Origin of the sequence: Pseudomonas sp. B21-023, assembly GCF_024749165.1 — a bacterium.
Lineage (GTDB): Bacteria > Pseudomonadota > Gammaproteobacteria > Pseudomonadales > Pseudomonadaceae > Aquipseudomonas.
The window spans coordinates 2,964,572-2,989,958 of sequence record NZ_CP087190.1 but is presented as its reverse complement, the minus strand read 5'-3'; the positions used below and the strand labels follow the sequence as shown (position 1 = coordinate 2,989,958).

7 protein-coding genes are annotated in these 25,387 nt (G+C 69.9%); 5 read left to right on the top strand and 2 right to left on the bottom strand.

Annotation, left to right across the window (positions count from 1 at the left end; translation table 11 throughout):
* The first annotated feature begins 66 nt into the window (after positions 1-66).
* The 5 genes from LOY42_RS13395 to LOY42_RS13375 are packed head-to-tail and all read left to right on the top strand — an operon-like array spanning position 67 to position 23,698.
* The gene (locus LOY42_RS13395; protein WP_408981054.1) at positions 67-9,042 is read left to right on the top strand and encodes an amino acid adenylation domain-containing protein; all 8,976 of its coding nucleotides are present in this window, start codon (positions 67-69) and stop codon (positions 9,040-9,042) included.
* Positions 9,039-13,154, top strand: coding sequence for an amino acid adenylation domain-containing protein (locus tag LOY42_RS13390; RefSeq protein ID WP_258597925.1), 4,116 nt, complete (start codon positions 9,039-9,041; stop codon positions 13,152-13,154). The genes LOY42_RS13395 and LOY42_RS13390 overlap by 4 nt, the downstream gene beginning before the upstream one ends.
* On the top strand, positions 13,151-22,174 hold the full coding sequence (locus LOY42_RS13385) for a non-ribosomal peptide synthetase (RefSeq protein ID WP_258597924.1): 9,024 nt from the start codon (positions 13,151-13,153) through the stop codon (positions 22,172-22,174). The genes LOY42_RS13390 and LOY42_RS13385 overlap by 4 nt, the downstream gene beginning before the upstream one ends.
* Complete coding sequence (locus LOY42_RS13380; protein WP_198754128.1) at positions 22,164-22,847, top strand: hypothetical protein; 684 nt, start codon at positions 22,164-22,166, stop codon at positions 22,845-22,847. The genes LOY42_RS13385 and LOY42_RS13380 overlap by 11 nt, the downstream gene beginning before the upstream one ends.
* Entirely contained in the window at positions 22,829-23,698 is an 870-nt protein-coding gene (locus LOY42_RS13375) for a TauD/TfdA family dioxygenase (RefSeq protein WP_258597923.1), read from the top strand. Before LOY42_RS13380 ends, LOY42_RS13375 begins: the two co-directional genes overlap by 19 nt.
* On the opposite strand, the gene LOY42_RS13370 is transcribed toward LOY42_RS13375, so the two are convergent.
* Positions 23,695-24,384, bottom strand: coding sequence for a hypothetical protein (locus LOY42_RS13370; protein WP_258597922.1), 690 nt, complete (start codon positions 24,382-24,384; stop codon positions 23,695-23,697). The two genes, LOY42_RS13375 and LOY42_RS13370, sit on opposite strands and share 4 nt — an antisense overlap.
* The gene (locus LOY42_RS13365; RefSeq protein ID WP_258597921.1) at positions 24,353-25,387 is read right to left on the bottom strand and encodes a GSCFA domain-containing protein; all 1,035 of its coding nucleotides are present in this window, start codon (positions 25,385-25,387) and stop codon (positions 24,353-24,355) included. Before LOY42_RS13365 ends, LOY42_RS13370 begins: the two co-directional genes overlap by 32 nt.

The window sequence follows — 25,387 nt, the reverse complement described above, 5'->3', positions numbered from 1 at the left end:
CGACCGGCAGGACGCCCGTCGTCCTGCGCGCACCGAATAAAAACAATACTCACGGATGGCAGCCCGATGTTCGACACCCCCTCCACGCGCGGCATGGCCGGCGCGCAAGCCGCTGTTTTACCCGATAACTGGCACCACGACGCACCGTTCGACAGCGACCAGTGTGTGCATGGCCTGTTCGAAGCGCAGGTACGGCGAGCGCCGCAAGCCATCGCCGTGCGCTATGGCGAGGATGCGCTGAGCTATGGCGAGCTCAATGCCAGGGCCAACCGCCTGGCCCATCACCTGCGTGCCCAGGGTGTCGGCCCGGACGTGCGGGTCGGCCTGTGCGTCGAGCGATCGCTGGACATGCTGGTGGCCGTGCTCGCGGTGCTCAAGGCCGGGGGCGCCTACGTGCCGCTGGACCCCGCCTACCCGCGGGCGCGCCTGGCGCACATGCTGGCCGACAGCGCGCCGGCGGTGCTGCTTGGCCACGGCCGGGCACTGGCGTTGCTCGCTGGCCTGGAGCAGGCGGCAGTGGTACTCGACCTGGACGAGGAGCACGCCTGGGCCGAGCAGCCGGTCTTTGATCCCGACCCGCAGGCGATCGGCCTGACGCCCCGTCACCTGGCGTATGTGATCTATACCTCCGGCTCCACCGGCATCCCCAAGGGGGTGATGGTCGAGCACCATGGCCTGGTTGCGTTGAGCGCCGCCTGGGGCCGCTTCTATTCGCTGCAGGCACCGTTGAATCACCTGCAGATGGCGGGCTTTTCGTTCGACGTGTTCAGCGCCGACCTGATTCGCGCGCTGGGCTTTGGCGGCACCCTGGTGCTGTGCCCGCGTGACACGCTGATGGACCCGCCCGCGCTGTACCGCCTGCTGAGCGAAGCGCAGGTAGGCTTCGGCGACTTCGTGCCGGCGGTGCTCAACCCGCTGATGGACTGGGCCGAGGCGAACGATCGCGACCTGTCGTTCCTGCGCACCGTGGTGTGCGGCTCGGACGTCTGGACCGCCCACAGTGCCCGCCAGCTGCGCCGCCTGTGCGGCGAGCGGGTGCGGATCGTGCAGGCCTACGGCGTGACCGAGGCCAGTATCGACAGTACCTGCCACGAAGTACCGGCGCTCGATATCGCCGACGCCGTGCTGCCTATCGGTCGACCGCTGGCCAACTGCCGCGTCTACCTGCTCGACGCGCAGGGGCAGGCGAGCGAGGAGGGGGAGTTGTACCTCGGCGGCGTCGGTGTCGCGCGCGGTTATCTGAATCTGCCGCAGTTGAGCGCCGAACGCTTCATCGACAGCCCCTATGTGGCAGGTGAGCGCCTGTACCGCACCGGCGACCTGGCGCGCCTGAACGCCGATGGCCAGCTCGAGTTCCTTGGTCGCGGCGACCAGCAGGCCAAACTGCGTGGCCTGCGCCTGGAACTGGGCGAAATCGAGGCACGCCTGGCACAAGTGGCCGGCGTACGGCAAAGCCTGGTGCTGCTGCGCCAGGACCCACCGGGCGAGCCGCGCCTGGTGGCCTACTACGCCGAGCAGCCGGGCGCCGGCTTGACCCCGGCGGCCCTGCGCGAACAGCTGGGTGCGCATCTGCCGGACTACATGCTGCCGAGCGCCTACGTGGCCATGCCAGCCTTGCCCCTGACCGCCAATGGCAAGTTCGACCGCAGCGGCCTGCCCGCACCGCAGGCCGGTGACTTCGAGCAAGCCCACTACCAGGCGCCGCAGGGCACGCTGGAAACCACCCTGGCGGCCATCTGGGCCGAGGTACTGGGCCTGGCGCGGGTCGGGCGCGACGACCACTTCTTCGCCCTTGGCGGCCATTCGCTGCTGGTCATGCGCATCCTGGCCAGGGTGCGCCAGGAACTGGCCCGCGAAGTGGCGCCGGCGCTGCTGTTCGAATACCCGCGGCTCAAGGACTTCGCCGAGCGGCTCCAGGCTAGCCGGGACGAGGCGCGCATGCCGATCGTCGCAATCGAACGATCCGGCGCGCAAACGTTGTCGTCCGCCCAGCAGCGCTTGTGGTTCCTGGCCCAGCTGGAGGGCGGCAATGCCGCCTACCACATGCCGCTGAACCTGTGCATCAGGGGCCCGTTGCAGGTGACGGCATTGGTCGCGAGCCTGGGCCGCCTGGTGGCCCGCCACGAAGCACTGCGCACCACCTTCGTCAGCATCGAGGGCGAGGGTCGCCAACTCATTGGCGCCGCGGACCAGGGCATGGCCTTCAGCCAGGTCGACCTGCACGGCCTGCCTGATGCGCAGTCGCGCCTTGAGGCGTTGATCGAGGAGGAGGGCGCAAGGCCCTTCGACCTGGCCCAAGGGCCGCTGATGCGTGCCTGCCTGGTACGCCTGGCGGTGGACGAGCATGTGCTGCTGCTGACCCAGCATCACATCATCTCCGATGGTTGGTCGGTAGGCGTGCTGACCCGTGACCTGGAGGCGCTGTATGGCGCCGCCGTGCAAGGCCGCGAGGCCCTGTTGCCTGCGCTGGCGGTGCAATACGTGGACTATGCCGCCTGGCACCGGCAGTGGCTCGCCGGCGAGCGCCTGCACTGCCAACGCCGCTACTGGCGTCAGGCGCTGGAAGGCGCGCCGGCGCTGTTGACGCTGCCGACCGATCACCCGCGCCCGGCCGTGCAGGACTATCGCGGCGGTTACGTGCCACTGGTGCTGGACCGCGCCCTGACCGCACGCCTGAAGGCACTGTGCGGGGCCCAGGGTACCACGCTGTTCATGGTCCTGCTGGGGGCCTGGTCGCTGCTGCTGATGCGCCTGTCCGGCCAGGACGACGTGGTCATCGGCGTACCCTCGGCCAACCGGCCGGACCCGGCGCTGGACGGGCTGATCGGCTTCTTCGTCAACACCCTGGCCTTGCGCGTTACCCGCAGCGGCGCCCCTTCTCTGACGCAATGGCTGCGTCAGGTCCGCCAGCTGACGTTGCAGGCCCAGGCCCACCAGGACCTGCCCTTCGAACAGGTGGTGGAACTGCTCAACCCGTCGCGCAGCCTGGCCTACAGCCCGTTGTTCCAGGTGCTGTTCGCCTGGGAGCAGGATCAGGGCCAGACCCTGGCCTTGCCGGGCCTTGAAGTCAGCACCGTGCCGGCGCGCCAGCGGGTGGCCAAGTTCGATCTGCAACTGGCGTTGAGCGAGCGCGACGGAGAGATCGTCGGCGGCCTGGAGTACGCCAGCGGGTTGTTCGAGTCCGCTACCGTGGCGCGTTTCGGCGAATACCTGCGCCGCCTGTTGCAGGCCATGGTCGATGACCCCGCGCAGTCGATCGCCACGTTTGAGCTGGTGGACGGCGCTGAGCGCGGGCAGGTCCTGGAGGCCTTCAACCGTACGGCCCGCGACACCGCCAGCCAGCCGGGCTGCATGGCGCGCCTGGAGACCATGGCCCGGCGTGAGCCGGGTGCCGTGGCGCTGGTCGCCGACGGGCAGTCCCTGAGCTACGCCGAGTTGAACCGCGCGGCCAACCGCCTGGCCCACCACCTGATCGCCCAAGGTGTCGGCCCCGATCAGCGGGTCGGCCTGTGCCTGGAACGCTCGGCGCAGATGGTCGTCGGCCTGCTGGCGATCCTCAAGGCGGGCGCGGCCTATGTGCCGTTCGATCCAGCCTATCCGGCCGAGCGCCTGGCCTTCATGCTCGCCGACGCCGCGCCAAGCCTGCTGTTGACCCAGGCCTCACTGTGCCCGGGCCTGCCGCAGACGGTCGAGCTGCTGTGCCTGGATCGCGACGCGGCCCGCTGGGCCGGCTGCCCGGCCAGCGATCCGCAGGTGGTGGTCAGCCCGGCGAACCTCGGTTATGTGCTGTACACCTCCGGCTCGACCGGGCGACCCAAGGGCGTGGCCCATAGCCGCCGCGCCCTGGACAACCTGATCGGCTGGCAACTCGACGACGACCCGGCGCCGCGCCGGGTGCTGCAGTTCGCCTCGCTGAACTTCGACGTGTCGTTCCAGGAGATCTGCAGCACCCTGTGCCAGGGTGGCACCCTGCTGCTGATGAGCGAAGCCGGGCGCAAGGACCTGGCCGCCCTGCGCCCGACCCTGGTGGCCCAGGCGGCGGGGCGCGCCTTCCTGCCGTTCGCCGTGTTGCAACAACTGGCCGCGCTGACCGAGGCCGACGCTCCCGGACCGGCTGGTGGGTGCGAGATCGTCACCGCCGGCGAGGCGCTGCAGGTCAACGATGCGCTGCGCCGGTTGGTCTGCGGGCTGGGTGGCGCGCGCCTGCGCAACCAGTACGGGCCCACCGAGACCCATGTGGTCAGCCAGTTCAGCCTCGCCTGCGACGAGGCTGAACACTGGCCGGAACTGCCGCCGATCGGCAAACCGATCACCAACGCGCGGCTCTATGTGCTGGACGGCGACCTCAATCCGCTGCCGGTGGGGGTGTCCGGCGAGCTGTACATTGCCGGCGCCTGCCTGGCCCGCGGCTACCTCAACCGCAGCGCAGCGAGTGCCGAGCGCTTCCTGCCTGACCCGTTCGGCACCGAGCCTGGCGCACGCATGTACCGCAGTGGCGACCTGGCGCGCTGGCAGGCCGACGGCAACCTCGAATACCTGGGCAGGGCGGACCAGCAGGTCAAGCTGCGCGGTTTCCGTATCGAACTGGGCGAGATCGACAGCCTGCTGCGCCAGCAACCGGGCGTGCGCGACGCCACCGTGCTGTTGCGCGAGGACGTCGCCGGCGACCCACGCCTGGTGGCCTACGTGGTCGGCGAGCAAGCGCCGCAGACCCTGCGCGCCGCGTTGCAGCGCCAGTTGCCCGAGCACATGCTGCCCAGCGCCTGGGTCAGCCTGGAGCAACTGCCACTGACCCGCAACGGCAAGCTCGACCGCCAGGCGTTGCCGGCGCCCGAGCGCGGCGGCGCGGCGCATTTCGAGGCGCCACGCGACGACACCGAGCAGCGCATGGCCCAGGTCTGGGCCGAGGTGCTCAAGTGCGAGCGGGTCGGCATCCATGACAACTTCTTCGACCTGGGCGGGCATTCGCTGCTGGCCACGCGCCTGGTCTACGCGGTCAACCAGCGCCTGGGCACGCAGCTGTCGCTGAGCAGCCTGTTCCAGGCGCCCGTGCTCATGGACCTGGCCGCCCAGGCCAAAGCCATGGCGCACGGGCAGGCCGCGTCCGAGGTTCAGGCGCTGCGGCCCGATCCTGCGAGCCGTCACGCGCCGTTCCCGCTCACCGATATCCAGCAGGCCTACTGGTTCGGCCGCGAAGCCAGCGTCAGCCTCGGCGGCGTCAGCGCCCACGGCTACGAGGAACTGCGCATACCGGCGTTCGATGTGCCGCGTTTCGAGGCCGCGCTCAACCGCATGATCTTGCGCCACGACATGCTGCGAGTGGTGTTCCTCGGCGATGGCACCCAGCAAGTGCTGGAGCAGGTGCCGCGCTACAGCATGGCCGTGCACGACCTGCGTGGCCTGGGCGCAGAAGCGGCCAACCAGGCCTTGCTGGCCACCCGCGAGCGTCAGTCGCACCAGGTGCTCGACGCCAGCCGATGGCCGCTGTTCGACTTCAGTGTATCGCTGCTCGACCATGGCATCAGCCACCTGCATATCAGCCTCGACGCGTTGGTGGTCGATGCCGCCAGCACGCAGATCCTCGCCCGCGAGCTGATGGGGTTCTATCACGACCCCGAGCGGGCGCTGCCCGAGCCGGGCGTGACCTTCCGCGACTACGTGCTGGCCGAGCGCCGGCTGCGCGCCGACCAGCGCTACGCGCAGGCCCTGGACTACTGGCGCGGGCGCATCGAGCACCTGGCCCCGGCCCCGGACTTGCCACGGGTATGCCAGCCGGAAAGCATCGCCAACCCGCACTTCACCCGGCGCGATCGCGACATGCCGGCGGCGCAGTGGGCCCAGCTCAAGGCCATGGCCCGGCGGTTCGGCGTCACCCCGTCGGTGATGCTGCTGACCGCGTTCAGCGAGGTACTGGCGCTGTGGAGCCGGCAACCGCGCTTCACCCTCAGCCTGCCGCTGTTCAACCGCCTGCCGTTGCACCCGCAGGTGGACGCGATCATCGGTGATTTCACCTCCCTGGTACTGCTGGAGGTTGCCATCGACGGCACCGCCAGCTTCACCGACAAGGCCCGCGCCGTGCAGGCACGCCTGTGGCAGGACATCGACCACTCGGTGGTCAGCGGCGTGCGCGTGCTGCGCGAATTGTCCCAGGCCCGCGGCGTGCAGCAGACGGCGATGCCGATCGTGTTCAACAGCACCCTGTCGGAAGCCGCGCCGGAGCTGGCCGAGTTTAACCTGGCCGACGCCCTGGGCGCGACGCTGGAACACAGCATCACCCAGACCCCGCACGTGTGGCTCGACCACACCCTGCTCGAGCTCGAAGGCCGCCTGCTGTTCAACTGGGACAGCATCGATGCATTGTTCCCCGAAGGCATGATCGGGCAGATGTTCGCCGCCTACAACGCGCTGCTCGATCGCCTGCTCGCCCCTGAAGCCTGGGCCGCCAGCACGCCGCAGTTGCTGCCCCAGGCGCGCCTGCCGCAAGCACCGGCGGCGCCACGAGACCTGCCGTTGATGCACGCGCTGTTCGAGCGCCAGGCCCTGGCCACGCCACAGGCCGTCGCGGTGCTGGGCACCCGTGAGCTCAGCTACGGCCAGCTGCGTCAGGAGGCCCGCCAACTGGCCGCGCAACTGCAAGCGCGCGGCGCGCAGCGCAATCGCCTGGTCGCGGTGGTGATGCAGCGTGGTTGGGAGCAGGTAGTGGCGACGCTGGCGATCCTGTATGCCGGCGGCGCCTACCTGCCGCTCGATCCGACCCTGCCCAAGGCGCGCTTGCAGCACATTCTCGAACGCGCCGAGGCCACCCTGGCGCTGACCCAGCCCGGCCTGCTGGAGCAGGTGGCGTGGCCGGCGCAGATTACCGCGCTGACGGTCAGCGAGCAGGCGCACAGCGCGGCCGAAGCGCTGCGCGAAGTGGACGTGCGCCCCGATGACCTCGCCTACGTGATCTACACCTCCGGCTCCACCGGTACCCCCAAGGGCGTGGTGATCGACCACCAGGGCGCGGTCAACACCTTGCTCGATATCAACCGGCGCTTCGCCGTGGGCCCGCAGGACCGCGTGCTGGCCATCTCGTCGCTGAGCTTCGACCTGTCGGTGTACGACTTCTTCGGCACCCTGGCGGCGGGCGCGGCGGTGGTGATGCTCGAACCGCAGTTGAGCCTCGACCCGGCGCACTGGGCCGCCCTGGTCGAGGGTCATCGGGTGAGTGTGTGGAATTCGGTGCCGGCGCTGCTGGGCATGCTGGTCGAGTACCTGGAGGGCGAGGGCAGGGCGCTGCCGGCGAGCCTGCGCCTGGCCATGCTGTCCGGCGACTGGATCCCGCTGGCGTTGCCCGAACGCGCCCGGGCACTGCGCCCGGGGTTGCAGATGATGAGCCTGGGCGGGGCCACCGAGGCGTCGATCTGGTCGATCGGCTACCCGATCACCCAGGTCGATCCGGCGTGGCGCAGCATTCCCTACGGCAAGGCCTTGGATCACCAGCGTTTCCACGTGCTGGACGAGGCCCTGCAGGTGCGCCCGACCTGGGCCACCGGCCACCTGTACATCGGCGGCATTGGCCTGGCCAAGGGCTACTGGCGCGACGAGGCGCTGAGCGCCAGGAGCTTCTTCGACCACCCGCTGAGCGGTGAGCGTCTGTACCGCACCGGCGATCTCGGGCGCCTGCTGCCCGACGGCAACATCGAGTTCCTCGGCCGCGACGACAACCAGGTCAAGGTCCAGGGCTATCGCATCGAGCTGGGCGAGATCGAGGCCGTGCTCAATCGCCACCCGGGCGTGCACAGCGCGGTGGTGCGCATCCTCGGCGAGGCCCAGGCGCAAAAACGCCTGGCCGGCTACGTGCTCAAGGCCGACCCGGCGCTGCAGGTCGGCGACTTCGCCGGCTACCTGGCCGACAAGCTGCCGGCGTACATGCTGCCGTCATCGTTCACCTTCGTGGACGCCTGGCCGCTGTCGGCCAACGGCAAGGTCGACAAGAGCCGCCTGCCCGAACCCGAGCAGGCGCCGGCCAGCGGCCCGCAGCTGCTGCTCGACGGCCCGCAGGAACAGCGACTGGTGGCGATCGTCGAGCAGGTACTGGGCCAGCCGGCCATCGCCGCCGATGCCAACCTGCTGAGCCTCGGCGCCACCTCCATCGACATCGTGCGCATCAGCAACGCGCTGTCCAGCGAACTGGGCTTCCGTCCCCATGTGGCTCACCTGCTGGCGCAGCCGACCCTGCTCAACCTGTTGGCGCTGTACCGCCAGCGTCCCCAGCGTCACGAAGCGCCGAGGGCGCAGGTCGACGAGGTGCTGGACGATCCCCAGCAACGCGCACGCTTCAAGGCCGAGCAACGCGCACGGCGGCGTTTCGCCGACGATGCGCGGCAGGTGCCCCTGGGCGTGCCGGACGATCCGGCCTTTATCCAGCGTTATCGTGACTACCGCTCGGTGCGCCATTACCTGGAACAGCCGATCACCGCGCAGGCCTTTGCCGGGCTGCTGGCGATGCTGGCCCAGGGGCAGCTCGACGGCGAGGCGAAGTACCTGTTCCCCTCGGCCGGCGGCGCCTATCCGCTGCAGACCTACCTGTACATCAAGCCGGGGCGGGTGCTCGGGGTGCCCGGCGGCGCCTACTACCACGACCCGGTCGCTCATCGCCTGGTGGCCATGGGCGACGGTGCGCTGGATGCCGACACCTACGACTACTTCGTCAACCGGCCGGTGTACGAGGGCGCGGCGTTCGCGCTGTTCTTCGTTGCCGACCTGGCGGCGATTCGCCCGCTGTACGGTGACGGCAGCCGTGAGTTCTGTCTGATCGAGGCCGGCGCCATGGCGCAGTTGCTGACCATGGCCGCGCCCGACCTGGGGCTGGGCCTGTGCGGCGTCGGTTCGGTGGAGGCGCGCCAGTTGGCCGGGTTGTTCGACCTGGGCGCCGACCATGCGCTGGTCTATTCGATGGTGGGCGGCCTGCGCGCAGCCCATGCAACGCCAACCACGCAGCCTGAGGTACTCGCCGTGACGGCGCAGGACGACAACGACATGGAGGAATTCGAAGTATGAACGCCCATCAACTGCTGGCGTTGTTCGATCGCCATGGCGTAGCCCTCGAAGTGGACGGCGACAAGCTGCGCTGCAAGGCGCCTAAAGGGTTTCTCGATGACGCCCTGATGGCGGCGCTGAAGACCCACAAGCAGGCGTTGATCGCCTTGCTCGCAGCGCCAGACGACAGCGCGCCGATCCCGTGCCGTCCGCACGGGCAGGTCGATTGCCCGCTGTCCTTCTCGCAGCGGCAGTTGTGGTTCCTCGACCAGCTGGCACCGGGCAACCCGTTCTACAACGTGCCCTCGGCGCTGCGGCTCAAGGGCCGGCTGGAGGCTGCCGTGCTGGAGCGAGCGCTGAACGTGCTGGTCGAACGCCATGCCATGTTGCGCACCACCTTCGCCAGCGTCGATGGCGAGCCGCGCCAGGTGGTGCACGCGAGCCTGCCGCTGCCCCTGGCCGTGCTGGACCTGAGCCAGTTGCCCGAGGCGCTGCGCCAGGAGCGCCTGGCCGCCGCCGTCGAAGCCGAGGCCCACGCGCCGTTCGACCTGGCCCAGGGCCCGCTGCTGCGCTCGACGCTGCTGCGCCTGGGCGATGAGGATCATGTTTGGCTGTACAGCGTGCACCATATCGTCGCCGACGGCTGGTCGATGGGGGTGATCCTGCACGAGGTCGCCAACGCCTACGCCGAGCTGCTGCGCGGCGTGCCTGCGCGCCTTGCACCGCTGCCGATACAGTACGCCGACTACGCCTGCTGGCAGCGCCAACGCCTGGACGGCGCGGCGCTGCAGGGCCAGCTGGACTTCTGGCGGCGCACCCTGGCCGGTGCGCCGATCCTGCTGGAAATCCCCGGCGACCGCCCGCGCCCAGCCGTGCAGCGGTTCGTCGGCGCGACCTTCAGCTCGACACTGGGCGCCGACACCCTGGCCGAGCTCGACGCCTTGGCCCGGCACACCCAGGGCACGCGCTTCAATGTGCTGCTCGCCGCCCTGGACGTGCTGTTGTGGCGCTACAGCGGGCAGCGCGACCTGTGCGTGGGCACGCCATTCGCCAACCGCGGCAGGGCCGAGCTCGAACCCCTGGTCGGGCACTTCGTCAACACCCTGGTGATCCGCCAGCAACTCGACCCGGCGCAGACCTTCGCCGAACTGCTGCGCGAAGTGCGCGGCAACATGCTGCAAATCCACGCGCACCACGACGTGCCGTTCGACCTGGTGGTTGAGGCGCTCAACCCACCCCGTGACCCCGGCCATTCCCCGCTGTTCCAGGTGATGATGGTGGTGCAGAACACCCCGGGCGCCGCCGTTGCGTTGCCGGGCCTGGAACTGTCGCCTCACGGTACTGGCAGCGCCACCGCCAAGTTCGACCTGGCATTCGAGTGGAGCGAGCGCGACGGTGCCCTGCACCTGCTGGTCGAGTACAACACCGACCTGTTCGACCACGGCACCATCGAGCGCCTCAGTGGCCACTATCGCCATCTGCTCGCCCAGGTGGCCGGCGATCCCAAGCGGCCCTTGCGCGAGCTGTCGTTGCTGGATACGGCCGAGCGCGAGCAGGTGCTGCACGGCTGGAACCGGCCGGCCCCGCTGCCGACGCCGGTCGACTGTGTGCACCGCCTGGTCGAGGCGCAGGTGGCGCGCAACCCGCAGGCCTGCGCGGTGGTGTTCGAGGGCGAGGCGCTGAGCTATGCCGAACTCAATGCCCAGGCCAATCGCCTGGCGCGCCACCTGCGCACCCTGGGCGTCGGCCCGGATGTGCGCGTGGCGGTCTGCGTGGAGCGCTGCGCGGCATTGCCGGTGGCGCTGCTGGCGGTGCTCAAGGCCGGTGGCGCCTATGTGCCGCTGGACCCGGACTACCCAATCGGGCGCCTGGGCCACATGCTGGGCGACAGCACCCCGGCGGTACTGCTGACGCTGGGCGCGGCCCGCGCCACCCTGGGCCGGGCCATGCAGGCCTCGGGCTGGGAGGCGCCGGTCCTCGACCTGCTGGCCGATGCCCCGTGCTGGGCGCACCTGGCCGCCGACAACCTGGCCGCCCATGAAGTGGGCGTGACCCCTGAGCACCTGGCCTACGTGATCTACACCTCGGGCACCACCGGCCTGCCCAAGGGCGTGATGGTCGCGCATCGCGGGCTGGGCAACCTGCTGCTGTGGTGCCTGGGCGTATGCGGCGAGGCCGGGGCGATGCTGCACAAGATCCCGTTCGGTTTCGACGCCTCGGCGTGGGAAACCTTCTGGCCGCTGGCCACCGGCGGGCGCCTGGTGATCGCCCGGCCCGGCGGGCATCTGGAGCCCGGCTACCTGGCCCGGCTGGTACGCGAGCAGGGCGTCACCGCGATGGTGTTCGTGCCGGCCATGCTGCAGCTGTTCCTGGAGGTGGAGGAGGCCAGCCTGTGCCACGGCCTGAGCGATGTGTTCTGCGGCGGCGGCGAGCTGTCGCCGGCCCTGGCGCGGCTGTTGCGCGCACGCCTGCCCAAGGCGCGGCTGCACAACGTCTACGGGCCGACCGAGACCACTGTCATCAACAGCATCTGGACCCTGGCGCCGGGTGACGCGGTGCCGGCCCTGCGCTTGCCGATCGGCCGGCCCATCGCCAACAACCGCTTCCATGTGCTCGACGACTTCGATGCGCCGGTGCCGCCCGGTGTCACCGGCCACCTGCACATTGGCGGCGTGGGCGTGGCCCGTGGCTACCTCGGGTTGCCGGCGCTGACCGCCGAACGCTTCATCGACAGCCCGTTCGTGCCCGGTGATCGCCTCTATCGCAGCGGCGACCTGGCCCGCTACCGTGCCGATGGGCAACTGGAATTCCTGGGGCGCGACGACTTCCAGGTCAAGCTGCGCGGCGTGCGTCTGGAACTGAGCGAGGTCGAGGCGCGGCTGCAGGCCTTCCCCGGGATCACGGCCAGCGTGGTACTGATGCTCGGCGAACAGGCCGAGCACCAGCGCCTGGTGGCTTGTTGCGTGGCGCCCGCCAGGCCGGACGAACAGGCCGTGCGCGCGCACCTGGCTGACACCTTGCCCAGCGCCGTGCTGCCTAGCAGCTATCTGTGGCTCGACGCCATGCCGCTGACCGCCAACGGCAAGATCGATCGCCAGGCGCTGGCCGAGCGCGCCGAACACGATCTGGCCGCGCGCCAGGTCAACCTCGGCAGCCCCCGCGACCATATCGAACTGACCCTCTACCAGATCTGGAAAGGCCTGCTGCTGGCCCCACAGATCGGCATTCGCGACAACTTCTTCGCCGTCGGCGGCACCTCCATCGCCGCGGTGAAGATGGCCTACCAGATCGGCCAGGCCTTCGAGGTCGAGGTCCCGGCGCGGGTGGTACTCGGCCACCCGACCATCGAGGCCCTGGGCGGCTGGTTGCGAAACGGGGCCGCCACTCAAGGGGACAACGGCAACCTGATCACCTTCCGCCAGGGCGAGGGGCGGCACAACGTGGTGTGTATCCACCCGGCCGGCGGCACCGCGTTCTGCTACCTGTCGCTGGCCAAGGAGCTGCCCGAGGCGGTTGGTGTGTACGGCGTGCAATCGCCGGGGCTCAACCCCGGCGAAGCCACCGAGCCCACGGTCGAGGCGATGGCCGATGCCTACCTGCGCCTGATCGAGCCTTTGAAGCACGGCCCGCTGCTGCTCACCGGGCTGTCGTTCGGCGGCCTGGTGGCCTACGAGATGGCCCGCCGTCTGCGCTTGGCCGGACACGGGCAGGTCAGCGTGGTCCTGCTCGACACCCAGGGTTCGGACGATCCGGCCTTCCGGGCGCAGATCGGTACCGTCGACATGGCCGAGTTCCGCGACAAGCTGGTGCGCTTCAACGGCATGTACCCCGGTATCGAGGACGCCCAGGTCGAGCGCTACTTCCACGTCTACAACCATAACCGTCTGGCCATGGCCGCCTACGCCTGCCCACCCCAGGCCGGGCGGGTGGTGCTGGTGCAGGCGCGGGAAGACATGACCCGCGGCCAGTTGCGCGGGCTGCGGGCGTTCTGGCGGTGCCGCGCCGCCGACGGCTACCTGGCCACGCTGGTGCAGGGCGGCCACTGGGACATGCTCGAAAGCGCCGAGATCCATCGGGTGTCACGCACCCTCCAGCGTGAACTGCAACGTTTCGACGCCCAGGAGGGCAAATGATGAGCGTGCTCCAGGACACCGTGCTTGCGCGCTTCGCCGCCCAGGTACAGCGCACCCCGCAAGCCCTGGCGGTGATCGATCAACAAGTGCGGCTGAGCTATGCGCAGCTGGCAGGCGCCAGTGAACGCATCGCCCGGGGCTTGCAGGCGCGGGGCGTGCTGCCGGGCCAGGCGCTTGCGCTCTACCTGCCGCGTGGCTGGCAGGGGGGGGCGGCGCTGCTCGGCGCGCTCAAGGCCGGCGCCGTGGTGATGCCGCTGGACCGCGCCAGCCCCGGCGAGCGCCGTGCATTGATGCTGGCCGATGCCGACTGTGTCGGTGTGCTGAGCCTGGCGGATGCGCCCCAAGGGCTGCCGGGGCCGTGGGAGGCCAGTGTCGAGGCGCTGCTGGACTACCCTGAGCAACCGGCGCAGCCGTTGCCGCAGGCCTTCGCCGAGGTGATGTGTCTGTTCTATACCTCCGGCACCACCGGCCTGCCCAAGGGCGTGGAGGTGGGGGAGCGCGGCCTGCTGCGCCTGGCGCAGGCCGGCAGCTATATCGATATCCGCCCCGGCGACCGTTTTGCCTGCCTGTCCAACCCGGCCTTCGATGCCTGCAGCTTCGAGCTGTGGGCACCGCTGCTCAACGGTGGCTGCTGCGTGATGATCGCTGACCACGACTTGCTCGACGCCCGGCGCCTGGCTGAAGTGCTCGAGGCGCAGCGGGTCGACACTCTGTTCATCACGGTTTCGCTGTTCAATACCCTGAGCGCTGAGTACCCGGCCTGCTTCGCCAGCCTGCGCCAGGTGCTGACCGGCGGCGAGCAGGTCGGCGCCGTGGCGCTGCGCGCCTGGTACCAGGCCAATCCGCAAAGTGCCTGCCGCCTGTTCAACGTGTACGGCCCCACCGAATGCACCACCTTCGCCCTGTGCCATGCAATCCCACGGGAGTTTGCCGGCGACAGCGTGCCCATCGGCCTGCCGTTGCCGGACACTGGCATCCAGGTGCTCGACGCAGAACAGCAGCCGGTGGCGCCGGGCGCGGTCGGCGAGCTGTACCTCAGCGGCAGCGGCGTGGCCCGTGGCTACCGCAACCGCCCCGAGGAGACTGCGCGCGGATTCGTGCTGCTGCCCACGGCGGATGGCGACTTGCAGAAGCACTACCGCACCGGCGACCTGGTGCGCATCAACGCGCAAGGGCTGGTCGAGTGCCTGGGGCGGGTGGACCGGCAGGTCAAGGTCCGCGGCTACCGTATCGAGCCGGGCGAGGTGGAGCAGCGCCTGCGCGAACATCCCCAGGTGGCGCAGGCCTATGTCTGCAGCCGCCGGCAGGCCGCCGAGGACCACCAGTTGCTGGCCTTCCTCGTGCCACGCGGGACGTTGGACTACCGCGAGTTCGAGTCTTACCTGCGCAAGCACCTGGCGCCCTGGATGCGTCCGCAGCAACTGTTCCAGGTGCCGCGCCTGCCGCTGACCGCCAACGGCAAGATCGACCAGGCCGAGTTGCTGGCCCAGGCCACCCGGCCTTGGCGCGCGCCAGCCGAGGCGGGCATGCAGTCGCCGCAACTCCACTGGCTGCTGGAGCAGGCCCGTGGACTGCTTGGCCAGGCCGCCCTGGGCGCCGGGGACGACTGGCTCGGCAGTGGCGGCGATTCGCTCAAGGCCATGCGCCTGCGTTCGGCGATCCGCAGCCACTGGCACCAGGAAATCGCCATCGGGGCATTGCTCGAGGAGCCGTTCGCCGCATTGGCCAAGCGCCTGGAGCAGCAGGGCGGAGCCACGGCCTATCCGCCCGCGCCGGCCCCCCATGGCAGCCAAGCCGGCCCGGCCAGCAGCGAACAGCGCCGCCTGTGGCTCGAACAGCAACGCTTGCCCGAATCGACCGCCTACAACGTGCCCATGGTGCTGCACCTGGCGCCGGGTGCGGAGCCCGAGGCCCTGGCTGAAGCGCTGCGCCGCCTGGTGGCGCGCCATCCGGCGCTGCGTACCGCGTTCGTGGCAGGTGCCGACGGCCCGCAGCAGGCGATCACCGAGTCGGCCGCTGTCTGTCGGCTCCTGGCTCCCGGCCAATTGTCCGAGGATACCTGGCCAGCCTTCGCCAGCCTGGTGTTCGACACCCCCTTCGACCTGGCCAGCCCGAGCTTGCTGCGCGCCTGGGTGGCGCCGCATGCCGACGGCAGCTGCCGCCTGCTGCTGAATCTGCACCACAGCATCACCGATGGCTGGTCGATGAACCTGCTGTTCGATGATCTGGCCAGCCTGTACCAGGACGCCCTGCAGGGGCGCGACAGCCAGGCACCGGCGCCGGCCCTGGACACCCTGGACTTTGCCCTGTGGCAGCGGCAATGGAGCGTCAGCCCGGCCTACCGTGAACAGCGCCGCGCCTTGGTGGCGTTGCACGCACGCCACGGCGAGGCGACCTCGCCGCGCCCGGCCAGGTATCCCGGCGATGCCCGGGGGCGCCTGTATCGCCAGCCACTGGGCGAACGGCGCAGCGCCGCCCTCGAACGCTTTTGCGCGGAGCAGCGCCTGACCCGCTTCGACGTCCTGTTCAGCGCCTTCGCCTGGAGCCTGCACGCGGTGCTCGGTTGCGAGCGCCCGCGGATCGCCAGTCCGGTGGCCAATCGGCCGCTGGCCGAGTTCGAGGCCAGCGTGGGCATGTTCGCCAACACCGTGCTGATCCCCACCGACCTGCGTGCCACGCAACCCCTAGGCGAGCAACTACGCCGACAGACCGCCACCGTGCGTGAAGTGCTGGCCTTGCAAGACGTGGCCTTGGCCGATCTGGTCGAGGACCTGCGGCTGTCCTCGGGCCATAGCCTGTTCGATTACCTGTTCGTGCTGGAAAACACCGACTACACCAAGCTCGCCGCCGCCCCTTTGCGGGCTAGCCTGGAGCCGTACGCGACGCCGCAGGCCAAGTGCCCGCTGAGCTTGCTGGTGGTGGGCGGTGACGGGCCGCTGGAGTGCTGGTGGGAATACCAGTGCAGCCATTTCGAGGCCGAGGAGGTAGCCGCGCTGGACACGTTGCTGCACCAGGGCCTGGACCTGTTGCTGGCAGCCCCCCGGGCGACCCTCGACGCTCTGGTGGCGCCTTATCGGCTACGCCTGCCAGCGGCCAGCGAAGGTCCCGACGTTGGCCTGCCGTTCGTCACGCTGGCCGACTGGTTCGAGCATCAGGTGCAGGCAACCCCCAAGGCCACTGCGTTGGTGGCCGGACCGCGACAGCTGGACTACGCCGAACTGGATGCCCTGGCCGACACCCTGGCGGCGACCCTGGCCAGCCGCTACGCAGGCGAAGGCCCGTTGACCATGGTGCTGCTGCTGGCCCCATCGGTGGAGCACGTGGTCGCCTTGCTCGCCCTGGCCAAACTCAACATTACCGCCGTGCCGCTGGACCCGAGCTATCCGCTGACGGTACAGCGCCAGGTGCTGGCCCAGGCGCAGGCGTGCTGTGTGCTGTTCAGCACGGCCACGCAGTCGGCGTTGCAGGCGCTTGATGTCGACGCCAGCCGCTGCCAGCGGGTGAACCTCGACGCCGCGCCGGCAAGCCTGACGCGGCCCCGACACCGCGGCGAGCGCCCGTTGTACACCCTGTTCACATCGGGCTCGACCGGTACGCCGAAAGGCGTGCAGGTGACCGATCGCACCCTGTGCAACCTGTTGCACTGGCAGCGCAATGCCGGGCAGTTGCCGGCCCGTTCGGTGACCTTGCAGTTCTCCATGCTGTCGTTCGACGTGGCGTTCCAGGAGTTGTTCGGCACCTTGTGCGGCGGGGGTTGCTACCATCTGATCGAACCGCGCTGGCGCCAGGACGCCGAGGCGCTGCTGGGGTATCTGCAACAGGCGCGCATCGAACGGCTGTTCCTGCCCTGCGTGGCCTTGCAGCACCTGGCACAGACCGCCGTGGCCCAGGGCATCTATCCCGCGTCCCTGCGCGAGGTGGTGACGGCCGGCGAACAGTTGCTGTGCAGCGAGGCGCTGCGCACCTGGTTCGAAGGCCTGCCCAAGGCCCGCCTGTTCAACCACTATGGCCCCACCGAAACCCATGTGGTCTGCGCCTACCGGCTGCCGCCGGACGTGCGCGCCTGGCCGCTGCGCGCGCCCATCGGCCAGGCGGTCGACAATGCCCGGCTGTTGCTGGTCGACGCCCTGGACCGCCCGGTGCCCCGCGGCAGCCAGGGTTACCTGCTGGTGGCCGGGGCAATGGTTGCCCGCTGCTATCTGGGCGATGCCGCGCTCAACGCCGAACGTTTCGTCGAACTGCCCCAAGCCGAGGGTGGCCGCTGCCTGTACTACCGCACCGGCGACCTGGCCTGGGCCGACGCCGAGGGCTGCCTGCACTACGTGGGCCGTGACGACCAGCAGGTCAAGCTCAGCGGCCATCGCCTGGAACTCGGCCAGGTCGAGGCAGCATTGATGGCGGTGAGCGGTGTGGCCAACGCCGTGGTGACGGTACAGGGCGAGACTGCGCGCCTGGTCGCCTGGCTGCAGCTTGCTGGCACGCCGCCGACGGTACAGGCCCTCGACCAACAGGTGGCGCGGCAGCTGCCGGCCCATGTGCGCATCGACCAGTACCGACGCATCGACGACTGGCCGCGCACCCCCAGCGGCAAGATCGAGCGCAAGGCCCTGGTCGGGCAGGGTGAGCCCCTGGAACGCCGCCGCGTGGTGACGGGTGCGTCGAGCCCACTGGAGCTTGAACTGGCGACGCTGTTCCGCGAGGTGATCGGCCATGCCATCGAGCCGCAGCAGACTTTCTTCGAGGCCGGCGCCACCAGCCTCGGCCTGATGCGCCTGCAGGCGCGCTACACCGAGGCCCTGACCCGTGCCCCGAGCATGGCCGAGCTGTTCGAGCACGTGACGATCCGCCGCCTGGCCGCGCACCTGGCGCGTGACGCAGCCACCCCGGCGCAGCGTGCGCGTGCCAGCGATACCCGCGAGCAGCCGATGGCGATCATCGGCATGGCGGTCAACGTCGCCGGTGCCCGCGACCTTGGCGAGTTCTGGGCGATGGTCCAGGACAATGCGCTGGGTATCGAGCACTTCGCCGCTGCCGATGGCCTGGTCGGCGCCCGCAGCCAATTGCACGGCATGCTCGACTTCGATCCCGAGTACTTCGGCATCAGCCGCCAGGAGGCACGGCTGATGGACCCGCAGCAACGCCACCTGCTGATGGCCTGCGTGCAGGCCCTGCAGCACGCCGGCATCGTGCCGTCGAGCGAGGGCCCGCGCATCGGCCTGGTGGCCAGCTGTGGCGAGACCACCTACTTCCAGCAGATGCTGCGCGAGCAGGGCGCAGGCGAGTTGCCGGACGGCTTCCAGCTGGCCCTGCACCACGACAAGGACTTCCTCGCCACCAAGGCCGCCTACCACCTGGACTTCACCGGGCCGGCGCTGAGCGTACAGGCTGCCTGCGGCAGCTCGCTGATCGGCGTGCACCTGGCCTGCAACCTGTTGCGCCAGGGCGATAGCGACCTGATGCTGGCGGCCGGGGTGCTGATCGACCCGACCCTGGCCGACGGTTACCGTCACCGTTCGCAGCACATCTTCTCCCGCGACGGGCTGTGCAGGCCCTTCAGCGAAGACGCCAGCGGCACCCTCGGCGCCAGCGGCTACGGGGTGGTGGTGCTCAAGCCACTGGCCCGCGCCCGCGCCGATGGCGACCGTATCTACGCGCTGGTGGAAGGCTCGGCGTTGAACAACGACGGCCGCGCCAAGATGAGCTACACCGCGCCGTCGGTGGCCGGACAGGGCGCGGTGATCGCCCAGGCCTTGGACAAGGCCGGGGTGAGTGGCGGCGCCATCGGCTACGTCGAGGCCCATGGCACCGGCACCTTGCTCGGCGACCCGGTCGAGGTCGCCGCGCTGACCCAGGCATTTGGCGAGGCGCCGACGGGCAGTTGCGCGCTGGCCTCGGTGAAGAGCCAGATCGGCCACCTGGGCGCGGCGGCAGGCGTGGTCGGGCTGATCCGCGCCACGCTGGCGGTGTACCACGGGGTGATCCCGCCCAACCTGGGCTTCTCCGCCATCAACCCACAGATCGACCTGATGCGCTCGCCGTTCCATATCCCGACCACCGCGCAACCCTGGCCGCAGGGGCAGCGGCGCATGGCCGGGGTGAGCAGCTTCGGCATCGGCGGCACCAACGCCCATGTGATCGTCGGCGCGTTGCAGGCCGAGCCGCAGGTGCACGAAGCGGTGGCGCCGCTGTTGCTGCTGTCGGCCCACAGCCGCACGGCCCTGGAGCGCGATATCAGCGTTGTCGGCGACTGGCTGCTGGCCAACCCCGGTGATGTGCAGGTGTTGCTGCGGCACCTGCAGGGCGGCCGTCGCCAGGGTCGCTGGCGTTTCGGCATGGTCTACCAGGCAGGCGATGCCCTGTCGCTGGCGGCGGTGCGCGAGGTCAGTCCCTCGTCGGTCCGGCTGCTGGCCAGCGAGCATGCGCCCCAGGCCGTGCTGGCAGCCTGGTACGAGGGTGCGCAGATCCAGTGGCCGAGCCGTTCGGCGCCGCCGCCCTGGAACCTGCCGCCATCCGCCTTCGACCTGGAAACCTACCGCTTCCAGGGGCACACCACGCCTGAGCGCAAGCCTCTGGCCGACTGGTTCCACCAGCGGCAATGGCAGCGCGTGCGCCGCCTGGGCACGGCAGCCGTGCACAAGGGCCAGCGGACGCTCGTGGTGTGCGCGCATGACGCCGCCGACGAAGGTGTGCTCGCGACCTTGGGCCAAGCCTGCCAGCGGGTCGTGCACGTGCGGGCGGGCAAGGGTTTCCGTCAGCTTGGCGCCGACCGTTTCGAACTGGACGTGTGCGATGCCCAGGCACTGGGCCGCCTGTTCGACGCACTGCCAGGGGCGCTGGACTGGCTGCACGCCTTGCCCCTGTCGGTGAGCGGCGCGGTCGACGAGCGCAGCCTGGCGACGGCGCAATGGGCCTGCCTGGATACACCCGGCAGCCTGCTGCAGGCCTGGGGCGAGGCGCCGCGTGACGCCAGCCTGCGCCTGTGGCTGCTGTCCTGGCAGGCGTGCCCGGTGCAGGGCGCGGTGGCACGGCCGGAGCTGGCGGCCCTGGCGGGGGTGACCGAAGTCGCGCCCCAGGAATACCCGCTGCGCTGCCATTGGCTGGACCTCCCGAGCCCGGCGCTGGGCGAGCAAGCCAGCGCCCTGGCCACCTTGCTGGGCGAGCCCGAGGCGTTGCCCCGGCGCCTGGCCCTGCGCGACGGCTTCCTGTGGCAACCGCGGCTGGTGCCCAGCCCGCTGCCGGCGGCCCCGGCGCCAAGCCTCGCGCACACTGGCACGTTCCTGATCCTCGGTGCTGGCGGCATCGGCCTTACCCTGTGCCAGCACCTGCTGCGCGCCGAGGGGCGGCGCGTGGTGCTGCTGTCGCGTTCGCCGACGGTGGACATGGATCACCCGCGGGGCGACTGGGTGCAGGCCGACCTCGCCGACCTGACGCGTTGGCCCCAGGTGCTCGAGGACCTGGCCTGCCGCTACGGGCGCTTCGAAGGGGTGATCCATGCCGCGGGGGTCGGTGCCGGCAGCCTGATCCGGCATCGCGACGCCCGGGAGATGGCCGCCGCGATGGCCGCCAAGACCCGTGGCCTGCTCGCCGTGGAGGCGCTGATCGCACGGATGACGCCCGGCTTCGTGCTGTACTGCTCGTCCATGTCGGCACTGTTCGGTGGCGTGGGGCACCTGGACTACGCCGCAGCCAGCGGCGTGCTCGACGGCTTTGCCCATTACCGCGCAACGCCCGACGAAGGCTGCCTGCGCCTGGGCATCAACTGGGATATATGGCGCGACACCGGCATGGCCACCCGCACCCATGGCAGCGACGCCGCGCACCAGCAGCACCTCAAGGTCGGGCTGTCGGCGGCGGAAGGCTGCGAGGTGTTCGAGCGAGCCATGGCTGCGCAGCTGCCCCAGCTGCTGGTCTCGACCACGTCACTGGAAACCGCTCGGCGCTTCTACCCTGTGCGTCATGGCGTGGCGGCGGCGCAACCCCAAGGCGTGGTGCAGGCGAGCGGGAGCGACCTGGCCGAGCGCCTGCGTGGCTGTCTGTGCCAGTGGTTGGGCGTGGACGCGCTGGCGGACGATGCGTCGCTGTACGACCTGGGCGCTGACTCGCTGACCCTGCTCGACCTGATCGATGAATTGCAGGGCGCCACCGGCCAGGTCGTGCAGTTGTCGCAGTTCAGCCCGCAGGTCAGCCTGGGCGAGGTACTGGCACTGGTTGCCGACGAACCGTGGCAGGCCAAGGGTGACGGCGACCCATGGCGCCAGGCGCTGCGCATCGACCACTGGCAGCAGGGGGGCGGCCGCCATTGGTTGTACCTGATCCACCCGGTTGGTGGTGACGTCCAGGCCTACCGCGAGCTGGCCACGGCGCTGCACCCGGACCTTTGCGTGCGGGTGATCGCCGACCCGGTGCTGAGCCAGCCGGCGCTGCCCAACCTCTCGCTGCAGGCCCGTGCGCAGCTGTACCTGGACGCGATTCAGGCCGAACTGCCCGCCGGTGCACGCTGGAGCCTGCTGGGCTGGTCCTTCGGCGCCTGGGTGGCCCAGGCCCTGTGCGCCCTGGCCGTTGAAGCCGGGCGCGAGGCGCCGACGCTGTACCTGGTCGATCCACCCGCGCCGGATGCCGGCACCGAGTTGCAACAGATCGACGAGGCGCAGATCCAGCAGGTGTTCGAACGGGAATTCGCCCTGCGCAATGGCGAGGCGGACGGCGCGCGCTATCTGGAGCGCCTGGTGACCTGCTGTCGCAACAACCTGGCGAGCATGCTGGGGCACGTGCCGCCCATGCTGGCGGACACGCCCGGGCGGCTGTTCATCGCCACGCGGCCCAACCCCTACGGCATCGGCAGCGGCTGGCAGGCGCAGGACCTGCGCCAGGCCTGGCAGGCATTGCTGCCGGGCCTGAGCGACTGGGCGGCGCTGGATACCGATCACTATGGCATCGTCGCCGGCCCCTGGGCCCGGCAGATCGCCGAGGCGATCAATGCCGACCTGCAAGCGCAGGGGGAGGGTGCCCATGCTGGCTGAACAGATTACGCCACCTGTGTGGCTCAGCCCATTGCTGCGGGTGTTGCAGACCGGGCCATTGCCACTGCCGCTGGAGCGGCAGGCGTACTGGCGCCTGCTGCACCGGTGGCAGGCCGAGGTGGTGTTGCCGCTGCTCGCCGAGGCACTGCCCGAGCACGTCCAGGCGCTGCTCACATTGCAACGCCTGCACCAACGCGCCGGCCTGGGGCTGCGCGGGCGTGTCGGTGAGTGGCGCGCCGCGCTCAGGCCGGTACTGTTGCCCGCGTTTCGCCGGGCCTACGACGCCGAAGCGGCCTACGCCCAGGCCTACGACAGTGCCTTGGACTACGGCCAGGCGCCGAGCAACCAGGCAATGATCGCCGGCCAGTTCGGTGACGCCGAGGCTTTCGCCCGGCACTACGCGCAACTGAGCACCGAGGCCAATGCCCACGCGTTCGCCACGGCCAATGCGGCGGCCAGCAGCGAAGTCGCCGCCCGCGCCTATGCCAACACTGACGAACAGGCGTGCGCCAGCGTCGTCGGCGCCTTGGCGCGGGTCTGCAGCTGGGCCTGCGCGACCTCGACCGAGCAGCGCATGGCACCGGCCACGCACCTGGCGGCGGGGCTGCAGCGCCTGGCGAGCCAAATCAATCAACACGCATCAGCGAGGGAAGCATGGATCAACACGGATTGAACGCCATCGAACGGATTGCCGGCGCCCAGCGCACGCCGTACCGCAGCATCAGCGTGGAACGGCTGACGCCGATCATCGGTGCCGAGATTGCAGGGGTCGATTTGTCGCGCGACTTGCCGCCGGCGCAGTTGCTGGAGATCCGCCGGGCGTTCCTGGAAAACCACGTGCTGGTGTTTCGCGACCAGCAGCTCAGCGTCGAGCAGCACAAGGCCTTCGGCCGCCTGTTCGGCGAGCTGCGCGCCTTGCCGCTGGAAGACATCGACGGCGACGACCCGGAGCTGGTGGTGATCCGCGCCAATGCGCAGTCACGCTTCGTCGCGGGCGAGACCTGGCATACCGACGGCACCGCCGACCTGGAGCCGTCCATGGGCTCGATGCTGTACGTGAAGGAAACCCCGGCCATCGGCACGGGCGGCGACACCCTGTTCGCCAACATGCACCTGGCGCTGGAGATGCTGTCGCCGGCCATGCAGGCATTTCTCGGCACCCTGACCGCCATCCATGACGGCGAGATCCCGTGGAAGGGCTACACGCCGCCGCCCGGCCTGCCCAAGACCGAGCACCCGGTGGTAGTGCGCCATCCCGAGACCGGGCGGCCTTCGCTGTTCGTCAACTCGGGCTTCACCTCGCATATCGTGCAGCTGGCGGCCGGCGAGAGCCAGGCGTTGTTGAACATGCTGTTCGACCTGGTGGCCCGGGAGCCGGTGCTCAGTTGCCGGGTACGCTGGGCGCCGGGGACCCTGGTGTTCTGGGACAACCGCTGCACCCAGCACCATGCAGTATGGGATTACTTCCCGCATTCACGCTATGGCGAGCGGGTGACGATTCTTGGCGGGCGGCCGCGGGCCTAGGCCATCTGCCGCAACAACTGATCGAGCACCAGCTCGCCAAAGGCCAGGTTGCCATGCAGCGGATCATCGACTTCACAGAACTCGACCCGCTGCAGCCCCCGGTCGTCATTGGCGGCTGCGCGCACATCGACCAGCTCCACGCCCAGCCCGCGCAGGCGCTCCATCAGCAGCGCCTGCGCGGCCATGAACACCCGGCGGTCGGCCATCGGCGGCACCCGTTGCGGTGGCAGCACGGCGTACACCTTGACGCCCAGGGTCAGTGCCTGCTCGTAGAACGCGAGGGCGGGGCGCGACAGGGTGTCGATGATCGTGGCGAACAGCGGCCCGTCGAGGAAACCGGGGTCGAACTCACCATCCGGGCCCTGGTAGCACAGCCAGTTCTGGGTGGTGGCCAGGTAGTGCAGGCTCAGGCCGATGCTGCACACCAGCGGGCCGGGAATCCGCCCAAGGCAGGGGGCGTCGAGCTGGGCGAGGGCCTGGCGATACAGTTGCTCCAGCTCGGGTTCGCGCATTGCCACGTCGTCCGCCGCCAGGCTGAAGAAATCCACGCCAAAATCGCGCCCGGCACCTAGCGGCCCACCACCGAACGCCAGCCCCCGCGCCCTGGCGGCCAGGCCGACCACCGCGACATGGGAATCGCCCAGCAGCAGGAAACTAGGCGTAATAGTCGAGCCTGGCGTCTTCACAGACAAGGTCCTCACAGGTTACGGACGGGGTGGCGACGCTTGCCACGGGCGCGGCCTCGGCGGCGAGGCCGGCGAAGAACTGGCGCATGACGAAGGCCACTCCCTCGGGCGTCACCTCGCGCTGGTTGGGCTGGTAGAAGGCGCCCTTGAACGGGGCGCCGGTGATGATCTCGTAGGACGGGAAATAGTCCACCTCGGGCAGGTCCTGGCACAACTGGCCGGCCACGGCGCGCAGCACCGACTTGGAATAGGTGGTGGCGCTGAGCACATGCTCGCCGGTGGCGCTGGCGGTCAGCGGCACCGGCGAGACGGTGAGCAACAGGCGCAGGCTTGGGTTCACCGCACGCATCAGCGCGATGGCGTCGGTCATGGCCTGGCAGGTGTCGGTGAAGCCGAAGTTGCGGAACTGGTGAACTCGCGGGTCGAACTCGCCGCGCACGGTACCGGGGCACAGCGGATAGACCACGCCGGTGTCGCGGTGGACCCAGGCCTCGGTCAGGCCCAGGGTGAAGACGAACACCTTGGCGCGGCGCACCGCCAGGCGGATCGCCGTCAGGGTTGCCTGGCGCGAGGCGAACAACGCCTGCTCGCTGGCGAAACCGGCGGGCTCAACGGTGGGGCGGAACGGGTCGAAAAAGCGTCCGTCATGCGCCCAGGTCTCGCCAGGCTGGGGCTGGTCATCCAGCGCCCATTGCAGCCACTGGCGCAGCATGGCCGGGGTGTAGAGGTTGCCGGTGCGGAACGAAAACACTCCGTACTGTCGCGCCTTGCGCTGCTCCTCGGGCAAGTCGGCCGGGGCTGGCTCGGCATCGAGCCAGTTCATTTCCCGGGCCACCAGGGCACGGCCAATGTGCTGGGCAAAACAGGAACCGGCGGTGACGATGGCATCCTTGGCGTCGATCTCGAAGGCGGGCGACCACAGCTCGCCGACCTGTTCGGCGGGCCGCACGGCGATCGCCGTGCGCCAGAAGGCGCGGGGCGGCAGGCATTGATAGGGGTTCAT